Origin of the sequence: Nitrosomonas sp. (assembly GCF_022842015.1) — a bacterium.
Lineage (GTDB): Bacteria > Pseudomonadota > Gammaproteobacteria > Burkholderiales > Nitrosomonadaceae > Nitrosomonas.
The window spans coordinates 1-12554 of record NZ_JALHQJ010000086.1 but is presented as its reverse complement, the minus strand read 5'-3'; the positions used below and the strand labels follow the sequence as shown (position 1 = coordinate 12554).

The 12554-nt window shown below is 41.5% G+C and carries 8 protein-coding genes, 1 tRNA gene and 1 pseudogene; all 10 read left to right on the top strand.

The genetic code is table 11. The features are described 5' to 3' along the window. Positions 1-171, top strand: a pseudogene (gene tuf, locus Q0C11_RS13210) (elongation factor Tu); the annotation flags it as partial. A gap of 73 nt (positions 172-244) precedes the next feature. Continuing rightward, positions 245-320 (top strand) — tRNA-Trp (locus Q0C11_RS13205). 125 nt (positions 321-445) lie between these two features. Further along, a complete protein-coding gene (gene secE, locus Q0C11_RS13200; RefSeq protein ID WP_293008731.1) occupies positions 446-790 on the top strand; it encodes a preprotein translocase subunit SecE in 345 nt (114 codons plus the stop codon). A gap of 16 nt (positions 791-806) precedes the next feature. Beyond that, the gene (nusG, locus tag Q0C11_RS13195) at positions 807-1340 is read left to right on the top strand and encodes a transcription termination/antitermination protein NusG (RefSeq protein ID WP_293008729.1); all 534 of its coding nucleotides are present in this window, start codon (positions 807-809) and stop codon (positions 1338-1340) included. A 124-nt stretch (positions 1341-1464) separates the two neighbouring features. Further along, entirely contained in the window at positions 1465-1896 is a 432-nt protein-coding gene (rplK, locus tag Q0C11_RS13190; protein WP_293008727.1) for a 50S ribosomal protein L11, read from the top strand. A gap of 1 nt (position 1897) precedes the next feature. After that, complete coding sequence (rplA, locus tag Q0C11_RS13185) at positions 1898-2593, top strand: 50S ribosomal protein L1 (RefSeq protein WP_293008725.1); 696 nt, start codon at positions 1898-1900, stop codon at positions 2591-2593. 313 nt (positions 2594-2906) lie between these two features. Continuing rightward, on the top strand, positions 2907-3422 hold the full coding sequence (gene rplJ / locus Q0C11_RS13180) for a 50S ribosomal protein L10 (RefSeq protein ID WP_293008723.1): 516 nt from the start codon (positions 2907-2909) through the stop codon (positions 3420-3422). 60 nt (positions 3423-3482) lie between these two features. Then, positions 3483-3860: a 50S ribosomal protein L7/L12 gene (gene rplL, locus Q0C11_RS13175; protein ID WP_293008721.1), complete on the top strand. Its 378-nt coding sequence runs from the start codon at positions 3483-3485 to the stop codon at positions 3858-3860. Positions 3861-4011: 151 nt separating this feature from the next. Further along, entirely contained in the window at positions 4012-8085 is a 4074-nt protein-coding gene (rpoB, locus tag Q0C11_RS13170; protein WP_293008719.1) for a DNA-directed RNA polymerase subunit beta, read from the top strand. 103 nt (positions 8086-8188) lie between these two features. Further along, complete coding sequence (gene rpoC, locus Q0C11_RS13165; protein WP_293008717.1) at positions 8189-12391, top strand: DNA-directed RNA polymerase subunit beta'; 4203 nt, start codon at positions 8189-8191, stop codon at positions 12389-12391. Positions 12392-12554 lie beyond the last annotated feature (163 nt).

The window sequence follows — 12554 nt, the reverse complement described above, 5'->3', positions numbered from 1 at the left end:
ACCGGAGCGATAGAATTGCCTGCGGGAACAGAGATGGTGATGCCTGGAGACAATGTTTCAGTGACGGTAAATTTGATAGCGCCTATTGCGATGGAAGATGGATTGCGTTTTGCGATCCGCGAAGGTGGTAGAACTGTTGGTGCTGGCGTTGTTGCTAAGATTGTTGAGTGAATATAGTTCGCGGGAAAATTGGGATAGTATAATTATTTTACATCGTTATAACTCCAGTAATGTTTCAGATAATAGGCCAGTAGCTCAATTGGCAGAGCGTCGGTCTCCAAAACCGAAGGTTGGGGGTTCGATGCCCTCCTGGCCTGCCACATAGATGGTTGAAGCAGAATTTTTAACTAGAGAATAGACATAGAAAAAATAATTCCAGTAAAAATTTTCAAACGAACATAGATATTTTGATGAGTGTTTTTGTAAGATATAAGGGATTCAAAAGGTGAATAAATTTAAGCTTGTGCTTGCGGTTGTTTTTATTTTCGCAGGTGTTGCTGGATTCTTTTATTTAAATGAAAGCGCTATGGTCATTCGCATTTTGTCCATATTGGTGGGGATATTGTCGGCAGTCATTATTGCTAAATACACGACTCAAGGTCAAGATTTCTACACCTTTTGTAAAGAATCCTCTGAGGAAACAAAAAAGGTCGTGTGGCCAAGTCGTAAGGAATCTCTTCAGACATCTGGAGTAGTATTTGCTTTTGTTGTTGTGATGGCTATTTTTTTATGGCTCATCGACGCTGCTTTGATGTCGCTTGTGAAACTAATGATGAATCAGGATGCTTAATTCCTCTGAGGAAAGAATGAGTATGAAATGGTATGTAGTTCACGCTTATTCAGGATATGAGAAAAGTGTGCAGAAAGCATTAAGAGATCGTATTGATCGGGCGGGTATGCAAGATAAGTTTGGTCAGATATTGGTGCCAGTGGAAGAAGTGATCGAAATGAAAAGCGGGCAAAAGAGTATTAGTGAACGAAAATTTTTTCCTGGGTATGTTTTGGTGGAAATGGAGATGTCTGATGATACTTGGCATTTGGTTAAGAATACAGACAAAGTAACGGGATTTGTTGGCGGTTCAGCGATGAAACCAACACCAATAAGTCAAAAGGAAGTCGATAATATACTCCATCAAATCCAGGAGGGTGTGGAGAAACCAAAGCCGAAAATTCTATTTGAAATGGGGGAGGCTGTTCGTGTGAAGGAAGGTCCGTTCACTGATTTTCATGGCAATGTAGAAGATGTTAATTACGACAAAAGCAAACTCAGGGTATCGGTATCAATTTTTGGGCGACCCACACCTGTAGAATTGGATTTCAATCAAGTTGAGAAATCCTAATACTATCTTTTTCTTGAAGCTTAGTAGCTGAAGAAAAGTTATGACAGTATTGTGTTAATGTTAATTGTTATAAATAGTTGGGGAGAGTGGCTTATTACTCATTTGCACCCGTTAGGAGAATGAAGTGGCAAAGAAAATAATCGGTTATATCAAGTTACAGGTGCCAGCGGGTAAGGCTAATCCAAGTCCACCAATTGGACCTGCTCTAGGGCAGCGTCAATTAAATATTATGGAGTTTTGTAAAGCATTTAACGCGGCTACGCAGAAAATTGAACCCGGACTACCCGTGCCGGTAGTAATTACTGCCTATGCTGATAAAAGCTTTACATTTGTGATGAAAACGACCCCTGCGTCAGTATTAATTAAGAAAGCTGCTGGGGTGAGCAAAGGAAGTGCTAGACCGCACATGGATAAAGTTGGGAAGTTGAATCGTAGTCAGGCGGAAGAAATTGCAAAAACAAAAATGCCGGATTTAACCGCAGCTAATTTGGATGCCGCTGTGCGTACTATAGCAGGAAGCGCACGAAGTATGGGTATAGAAGTAGAGGGCATATAAAATGGCACGTTCATCAAAGCGCTATATAGCTATAGCAGAGAAAGTCAATCGCAATAAAATATATCAAATCGATGAAGCGCTTGGGTTAGTTAAAGAAGCTGCTTCGGCAAAGTTTGATGAATCTATTGATATAGCAGTAAATTTAGGAATAGATGCAAAGAAATCGGATCAAGCAGTACGTGGCTCGGTAGTTTTGCCCGCAGGAACTGGGAAAACAGTTCGTGTTGCAGTATTTGCGCAAGGGGATAAAGCGAAAGAGGCGCAAGAGGCTGGCGCGGATATCGTTGGGTTTGATGACTTAGCTGCTGATATTAAGGCGGGTAATATTAATTTTGATATTGCAATTGCAAGTCCAGATGCGATGCGCGTAGTCGGCCAATTAGGTCAGATTTTAGGGCCCCGTAGCTTGATGCCAAATCCAAAAGTTGGAACTGTGACAGCAGACATTGCGGGCGCGGTAAAGAATGCTAAAGCTGGACAAGTACAATTTCGGGCGGATAAAACTGGTGTTATTCATTGCACTATTGGGCGAGCATCATTTGACACAGATGCATTAAAGAAAAATATGAGGGCATTAATTGAGGCGCTGAATAAATCCAAACCAACCTCATCAAAGGGTGTTTATTTAAGAAAAGTATCTGTTTCAAGTACCATGGGTGTTGGTGTCAGAATAGATCAAACAAGTATAATGCAGTAATAAAACAGAACTTTGTGGGCCATATAGATGCACATGTGTATATGTGTACTTATGTGGATTGTCAAAGACCGTTGGGGTATATAAATAATAATTGGTTAAACGACTTTATTTAGAATACTTAAATATTCGATTGTTGAATGAGAAATCAAAGAAGTTTGTGATGTATTTTTCTGAGTTCAGTTGAACACCCAGCGTAGATGGTGAACCCAAAACAGGAGTCTTGTTTTCCTGGTTTAAGGTAGCCAGTTTGTGGTATTTGGAAGTGATTAGTTTGATTACTCCAAGTGTTATTTTTACAGATGGGGAGTAAACCTTGAGTCTTAATCTTGAAGAGAAAAAAGCTATAGTAGCAGAAGTGAGCACTCAGGTAACTAATGCTCAAGCTATTATCATTGCAGAATACCGAGGGCTAGAAGTTGGTCAGCTGACTCAGCTAAGAGCGAAAACACGTGAATCAGGAATTTATTTTCGTGTCATAAAAAATTCATTGGTTCGTCGCGCTGTTGCTGATACACCTTATGCGGAATTAGTCAAGCATATGGTGGGTCCCCTTGCTTATGGCATGGGTGCTGATCCAGTAGCCGCTGCGAAAGTATTGCATGAATTTTCCAAGAGTAATGAAAAATTCGTGATTAAAGTAGGTGCAATAGGTGAGCAGGTAATATCGCGTGATGAAATTACTGCGTTAGCTTCATTGCCGAGTCGTGAAGAATTGTTATCTAAATTACTAGGAACAATGCAAGCGCCTATAGCCAAATTTGTTCAAACGCTTAATGAAGTGCCAGCTAGATTTGTACGTGGTTTAGCTATGGTGCGTGATAGCAAGTAGCTCGTCAAACTTCTATTTTTTTTATAATATCTTAATACAAGAAATTACCAGGAGATAATAATGGCTGTAACAAAAGACGAAATATTGGATTCAATTGCAAATATGACAGTGCTTGAATTGTCAAAGTTAATTAAAGAAATGGAAGAAAAATTCGGTGTGTCTGCAGCGGCGGCAGCTGTTGCTGTAGCTGCTGCACCTAGTGGTGGTGCACCAGCTGAGGCAGAGCAAACTGAGTTTAATGTAATTCTGACATCCTGTGGCGAGAGCAAAGTGAATGTTATTAAAGTAGTAAGAGCGGTGACTGGTTTAGGCTTGAAAGAGGCCAAAGATTTGGTTGACGGAGCGCCAAAACCTGTCAAGGAAGGTGCATCAAAAGATGAGGCAGCCTCAATTCAGAAACAGTTGGTAGAAGCTGGCGCTACTTGCGAAATTAAGTAGGAAAGTAATAAATTTTAGGGCTGGTGGGGAATCAAAGCCGCCAGCCTTTGGTGTTTTGACCATTTGATGTGTCATTTTTGGCATCCCGGCAATTGATAGTTGTTTGGCCTCAACTATTCAACCCTCGGTCTTCTTCTTCCGGAGAAAACTCATGAGCTATTCGTTCACAGAGAAAAAACGTATTCGAAAAAGTTTTGCCAAGCGCGCGAGTGTTTTGCCAATTCCTTTTCTACTTGCAACTCAGATAGAGTCTTACGCGGCTTTTTTACAGGAAAATATTGCGGCCAGTAAACGTCGAAACCAAGGATTGCAGGCCGCTTTTAATTCAATCTTTCCGATTGAGAGTCATACCAAAAATGCGCGCCTTGATTTTATAAGCTTTGAACTTGGTTCGCCAGTATTTGATGTAAAAGAGTGTCAGCAACGAGGATTAACTTATGCATCGCCTTTACGTGCAAGGGTAAGGCTGACTATTATGGACAAGGAAATATCCAAACCGACTGTTAAGGAAGTCAAAGAGCAGGAAGTTTACATGGGTGAAATTCCTTTGATGACGGAGACAGGGTCTTTTGTTATCAATGGGACTGAACGTGTGATTGTTTCTCAATTACATCGTTCTCCTGGGGTATTTTTTGAACACGATCGTGGTAAAACTCATTCATCGGGAAAATTGCTATTTTCAGCGCGGATTATTCCCTATCGTGGATCATGGTTAGATTTTGAGTTTGATCCTAAAGATTGTCTATATTTTAGAATAGATAGGCGACGTAAAATGCCAGTGACTACTTTACTGAAGGCAATTGGTTGTACCTCCGAGCAAATATTAAAAGAATTTTTTATTTTTGATTGTTTTCATTTTTCGGATAAAGGTATACGGTTTGAGCTCGTGCCCGATCGCTTGCGTGGAGAGGTCGCGAGTTTCGATATTTTGGCCAAAGGCAAAAAAGTAATAGTTCAGAAAGATAAGCGGATTACAGCTAAGCATATTCGAGAAATGCAAGAAGCTAAGATTGATCAGCTAGAAGTTCCTGAAGATTTTTTATTGGGAAGAGTGTTGGCACAGAATATAGTTGATCCGGAAACAGGTGAAATTATAGCGCTTGCTAATGATGAAATTAGTGAAGAAACAATAGCAAAGCTTCGTATAGGAAGTGTAAAGAAAATTAATACATTATATGTCAATGATCTTAATCATGGCGCATATATTTCTCAGACATTAAGGATTGATGAAACAACCGACGAAATGAATGCGCAGGTTGCGATTTATCGCATGATGCGGCCTGGTGAGCCACCGACAGAAGATGCGGTTAAGGCATTATTTGCGGGCTTGTTCTATTCGCCAGAGCGCTATGATTTGTCCGTAGTAGGCAGGATGAAATTTAATCGTAGAGTAGGAAGAACTGAGTTGACAGGATCCCCAACACTATCGAATGAAGATATTGTCGCGGTGATAAAAATTCTGGTAGAGCTGAGAAATGGGCGCGGGGAAATTGATGATATTGATCATCTTGGTAATCGGCGCGTACGTTCAGTTGGCGAATTGGCAGAAAATCAGTTTAGATCTGGGTTGGTGCGCGTAGAGCGCGCGGTGAAAGAACGTTTGAGTCAGGCAGAATCAGAAAATCTAATGCCTCATGATTTGATTAATGCAAAACCTGTTTCTGCAGCAGCTCGAGAATTCTTTGGATCCAGTCAGTTGTCACAATTTATGGATCAGACGAATCCATTGTCTGAAATAACACACAAGCGTCGTATTTCAGCACTAGGGCCCGGTGGGTTGACACGAGAGAGAGCTGGCTTTGAAGTGCGCGATGTGCATCCAACACACTATGGCAGGGTGTGTCCAATCGAGACACCTGAAGGGCCTAATATTGGTCTTATTAATTCATTGGCATTGTATGCGCGAACTAATGAATATGGATTTATAGAAACGCCCTATAGCAGAGTGAAAAATAGCCAAGTGATTAATGAAATTGACTACCTGTCGGCAATCGAGGAGGGTAATTTCATGATTGCTCAAGCTAATGCTGAGCTTGATGACGATCACCGATTTATTAGCGAGATTGTTTCTTGTCGTTACAAAAACGAATTTGCGCTATCTTCGCCGGATCGGATTGAATACGTGGATGTGGCGCCAGCACAAATTGTATCGGTAGCAGCGTCACTGATACCATTTCTAGAGCATGATGATGCAAATCGTGCATTAATGGGATCAAATATGCAGCGTCAAGCCGTCCCCTGTTTGCGTGCGGAGAAGCCACTCGTAGGTACGGGAATTGAGCGGGTTGTGGCGATACATTCCGGTACTACTGTTCGGGCCAAACGAGGCGGAGTCGTTGACTATGTGGATGCAGGTCGAATTGTGGTGCGAGTGCATGATATTGAGACACACATGGGAGAAGTGGGGGTTGATATCTATAACCTCATAAAATATACGCGCTCTAATCAGAATACAAATATTAATCAACGGCCTTTAGTTAAAGTTGGTGATAGCATCAGTAAAGACGATGTTATTGCTGATGGTGCGTCCACTGATATGGGTGAGCTTGCTTTAGGGCAGAATATGCTGGTGGCATTTATGCCATGGAATGGGTATAACTTTGAAGATTCTATCCTAATTTCAGAGCGGATCGTAGCTGAAGATCGTTTTACTTCCATACATATAGAAGAGTTATCGGTTGTGAGCCGGGATACCAAACTAGGTACGGAAGAGATAACTGCAGATATTCCAAATTTATCTGAGCATCAGTTAGGGCGGCTCGATGAGTCAGGTATTGTTTACATTGGTGCAGAAGTTGAAGCAGGGGATGTTTTAGTTGGAAAAGTTACACCAAAAGGTGAAACGCAGTTAACTCCGGAGGAGAAATTATTACGAGCTATTTTTGGTGAGAAGGCATCGGATGTAAAAGATACCTCACTTCGGGTTCCATCAGGAATCTCGGGAACTGTGATCGACGTGCAAGTGTTCACTCGCGAAGGTATTGAGCGTGATAAAAGAGCCCAAAATATTATTGATGATGAACTTGATCGCTACAAAAAAGATTTGGCGGACCAGATGCGTATTGTGGAAGAAGATGCATTTGCTCGTCTAGAGCGTTTATTGATTGGTAAAATGGCTACAGGAGGCCCCAATAAACTGGCAAAAGGGAAAGAGATCTCTGCTGAATATCTACAAAGCTTTGACCCTCACTACTGGTTTGATATTCGTTTGGCTGATGAGGATGCGAGCATACAATTAGAGCAAGTGCGTGAGAGTATGGCGCAAAAACGTAAAGCATTTGATGTTGCGTTTGAAGAAAAAAAGAAAAAGCTTACTCAAGGTGATGAATTAGCACCTGGCGTGCAAAAGATGGTCAAGATCTATATCGCAGTTAAAAGGCGTTTGCAACCTGGCGACAAAATGGCAGGACGGCATGGTAATAAAGGTGTTATTTCAAAGATTGTACCTTTGGAGGATATGCCTTATATGGCCGACGGAACGCCTGTTGATGTGGTATTAAATCCGCTGGGAGTTCCTTCGCGAATGAATGTAGGGCAAATTCTTGAGGTGCACTTAGGGTGGGCAGCGAAAGGTCTTGGTAAGAAAATTGATGAAATGCTAAAGAAACAGCAAAATGCAAGTGAGATTAAAGAGTTTCTCGATAAGATTTATAATGAGAGTGGTAAAAGAGAAGATATTTCCTCTTTGTCAGATAAAGAAATTTTATCATTGGCTGAAAATTTAACAGCAGGCGTTCCTTTTGCCACGCCCGTTTTTGATGGCGCAACGGAGAAAGAAATAAAGGACATGTTGGAGCTTGCCGAATTACCACGGTCGGGTCAAATCACATTATACGATGGTCGAACAGGAGAGGCATTTGATCGACCAGTTACCGTTGGTTATATGCATGTTCTGAAGCTTCATCATTTGGTGGATGACAAAATGCATGCGCGTTCAACAGGTCCTTATAGTTTAGTAACACAGCAACCATTAGGTGGTAAAGCGCAGTTTGGCGGACAGCGTTTTGGTGAGATGGAGGTATGGGCGTTGGAAGCATATGGTGCCGCATATACCTTGCAGGAAATGCTGACAGTCAAATCGGACGATGTCACAGGACGCACTAAAGTTTATGAAAGTATTGTTAAAGGGGATCATAAGATTGATGCTGGAATGCCGGAGTCATTTAATGTATTGGTAAAAGAAATACGTTCACTGGGTATGGATATCGATTTGGAACAAAATTAAGCGTTTCAAAGATTGGGTGATTTGTTTGAATCTATCCTCTTATTACGTATATCACATAAATTTCATCAAAATTTTATTGCCCCCTGATTTACAGGAGTGACAAATGAAAGCACTGCTAGATCTATTTAAACAAGTTACTCACAAAGAAGAGTTTGATGCCATCAAAATTGGCCTTGCTTCTCCAGAGAAAATTCGTTCTTGGTCTTATGGCGAAGTAAAAAAACCTGAGACGATTAATTATCGCACCTTCAAACCGGAACGAGATGGTCTGTTTTGTGCCAAGATCTTCGGTCCAGTCAAAGATTATGAGTGTCTGTGCGGAAAATATAAGCGTTTAAAACATCGTGGTGTTATATGCGAAAAATGCGGCGTTGAAGTTACTTTATCAAAAGTACGCCGTGAACGTATGGGTCATATTGAACTGGCTTCGCCTGTTTCACATATCTGGTTCTTGAAGTCTCTACCATCTCGTTTGGGTATGGTGTTGGATATGACTTTGCGTGATATAGAACGCATACTATATTTTGAGGCTTATGTAGTTACTGATCCTGGTTTGACGCCATTGACACGTTGTCAGTTGTTGACCGAGGATGACTATTTAATAAAAACAGAAGAATACGGAGATGATTTTAGTGCCAGTATGGGTGCAGAAGGCATTCGTGATTTACTAAGCAATTTGGACATTAGAGCTGAGATTGAGAATCTGCGGCGTGAGATGGATAGTACAGGTTCAGAAACAAAGATTAAGAAAATTTCTAAACGACTTAAGTTATTGGAAGCATTCAATAAGTCTGGTATCAAGCCACAATGGATGGTTTTTACCGTGTTGCCAGTCTTGCCGCCAGATCTTCGTCCTCTGGTGCCACTAGATGGAGGCCGCTTTGCAACTTCGGATTTGAATGATTTATATCGCAGAGTTATCAATCGTAATAATCGATTAAAACGATTGCTAGAATTAAAAGCACCAGAAATTATTGTTCGTAATGAAAAGCGCATGCTACAAGAAGCAGTTGATTCATTGTTAGATAATGGTCGTCGAGGAAAGGCAATGACAGGTGCAAATAAGAGAGCACTTAAATCCTTGGCGGATATGATCAAAGGTAAAGGTGGGCGCTTCCGACAGAACTTGCTAGGTAAGCGGGTGGATTATTCTGGTCGCTCAGTTATCGTTGTGGGGCCTCAACTGAAGCTCCATCAGTGTGGATTGCCTAAGAAAATGGCACTTGAGTTATTCAAACCTTTTATTTTCAATAAACTGGAGTTAATGGGGATTGCAAGTACCATAAAGGCTGCCAAGCGCGAAGTTGAGAATGAAACTGCAGTAGTGTGGGATATCTTGGAAGATGTTATTCGTGAACATCCGGTTATGTTGAATCGTGCACCGACTCTACATCGATTAGGTATTCAAGCATTCGAACCAGTTTTGATAGAGGGTAAAGCAATTCAATTGCATCCATTAGTTTGTGCTGCATTTAATGCTGACTTTGATGGCGATCAGATGGCTGTTCACGTGCCACTATCATTAGAAGCACAAATGGAGTGCCGGACATTAATGATGTCAACCAATAATGTTTTGTCTCCGGCGAATGGCGAGCCTATTATTGTACCATCACAAGATATCGTACTTGGACTTTACTATGCAACCAGAGAGAAAGTGGGCGCGTGTGGGGAAGGTATGCTGTTTCAGGATGTCAGCGAAGTCTCACGTGCTTATGAAAGTAGAAATGTAGAACTAAATGCAAGAATTATAGTTAGAATCAAAGAGTATGGTGTTAACACAGATGGCGATCGATATGAAAAGATTACGCGTTATGAAACAACGGTAGGAAGAACATTACTATTTGAGATTTTTCCTCCAGAGTTACCGTTTTCATTGCTTAATAAGACGCTAAAGAAGAAGGAGATATCAAAGCTTATTAATGCGAGTTTTAGACGCTGTGGGTTGCGCGAGACAGTTATTTTTGCTGATAAGCTTATGTATGCAGGATTTACATATGCTACTCGCGCCGGTATTTCTATTTGCGCAGATGATATGTTAATACCAACTCAAAAAGGCGACATTATTGCTGAGGCGGAACAAGAAGTAAAAGAAATTGAAGGGCAATATACATCGGGTTTGGTGACGCAGGGTGAGCGCTATAACAAGGTTGTGGATATTTGGGGGAGAGCAGGGGATCAAGTCGCCAAAGCTATGATGAATCAGCTTGGTGTAGAGCCGGTGCTTGAGCAGTCGAGTGGAAAGATTCAACTCGACGAAACAGGCAAGCAGTTGACCCAGGAATCGTTTAATTCAATTTATATGATGGCGGATTCAGGAGCTCGTGGTTCAGCGGCGCAAATACGCCAACTATCAGGTATGCGTGGATTGATGGCAAAACCAGATGGTTCGATTATTGAAACACCGATTACTGCTAACTTCCGTGAAGGTTTAAACGTTTTGCAGTATTTTATTTCAACGCATGGTGCCAGGAAGGGGCTAGCAGACACAGCATTAAAGACTGCTAATTCAGGTTATTTGACTCGACGGTTAGTTGATGTTACTCAAGATCTTGTGGTCACTGAAGAGGATTGTGATACTGGTGGCGGTGTGGTTGTGAAAGCTCTAGTGGAAGGTGGTGAAATTATTGAAGCATTACGCGAGCGAATTCTGGGTAGAGTTGTAGTCAATGATGTGATTAATCCAGAAAGTCAGGAAGTGCTTTATGCATCGGGAGTATTATTAGATGAAGATGCCGTCGATTTGATAGAATCTTTGGGTATTGATGAAGTAAAAGTTCGTACTCCACTTACCTGTGAGACTCGATATGGTTTATGTGCGAAGTGTTATGGGCGAGATTTGGGACGAGGTACGCCGGTTAATGTGGGAGAGGCAGTAGGAGTTATTGCTGCCCAATCAATTGGTGAACCAGGCACACAATTAACAATGCGTACGTTTCATATTGGTGGAGCAGCATCCAGAACTGCTGTGGTAAGTCAGGTCGAAAGTAAGTCAAGTGGCACAGTGCATTATTCTCCAACGATGAGATATGTGACTAACGCTCAGAATGAATTGATAGCTATTTCACGAAGCGGTGAAATTATTATTCAGGATGAAAATGGTCGTGAACGTGAAAGACATAAAGCTTCTTATGGCGCAACATTGTTGGTGCGGGATGGTGAAATGGTCAAAGCGGGTCAGGTATTAACCACTTGGGATCCGCATACTCGCCCTATAATAACTGAATATACTGGGAAGGTGCGATTCGAGAATGTTGAAGAAGGTGTGACAGTAGCGAAGCAAATTGATGAGGTTACTGGACTGTCGACCTTGGTAGTCATTGATCCGAAACGCCGAGGAGTTATACAATCAAAAGGTTTGCGTCCACTAGTAAAGTTCTTAGATGATGATGGGAATGAAATAAAGATGCTGGGTGGTAATCAATCTGTGAGCATAACATTCCAGATCGGTTGTATTATCACAGTGCGGGATGGACAGCAGGTGAGTGTCGGCGAGGTATTGGCAAGAATTCCACAAGAAACTTCTAAAACGCGTGATATTACAGGAGGTTTGCCGCGAGTGGCTGAGCTGTTTGAAGCAAGAGCACCAAAAGATGCGGGTATGTTGGCAGAGGTTACGGGAATTGTTTCTTTTGGTAAGGATACCAAAGGCAAGCAAAGATTAATTATCACTGATCTTGAAGAAATTGTGCATGAATATTTAATCCCGAAAGATAAACACGTAATGGCGCATGATGGACAAGTGGTGAACAAGGGGGAAGTTATTGTTGATGGGCCAGCAGACCCCAGAGATATCTTGCGTTTGCAAGGTGTTGAGGCATTAGCACGATATATTACTGATGAAGTTCAAGATGTATATAGACTGCAGGGCGTTAGAATAAATGACAAACATATTGAAGTTATTGTGCGTCAAATGCTAAGGCGCGTGCAAATTACAAGTGCTGGTGATTCAATATTTATTCCAGGAGAGCAGGTAGAGCGTGCTGATTTACTGGTTGAGAACGAACGATTAATTGCCGAAAAGAAAATGCCTGCTACCTATGAGTTTATGCTGTTAGGTATTACAAAAGCATCATTATCGACAGATTCATTTATCTCTGCGGCATCATTCCAAGAAACAACTCGAGTATTGACTGAAGCAGCAATTATGGGCAAGAAAGATGATTTACGCGGATTAAAAGAGAATGTTATTGTTGGTAGATTGGTTCCTGCAGGTACAGGATTATCCTTTCATAGTAAGAGGAAAAAACAAGGAAAAATACCTGAAATAAGTATTGAGTCGAGTGTTTCAATCGATAGTGCTGTCTGATATAGAAAGGCCGACGACTGCAGTGTTCGTGTAATATTAATCGCGTAAACAGCTTGACAGTAGAAAATGGACTCAGTAGTCTAGGGAAGATTGAGAAGTTGAGCGGATGGTTGAGGCTATAAGAAGAGCTAACTGAGGGATTGCGAAGAGTAATTCTGAGGGA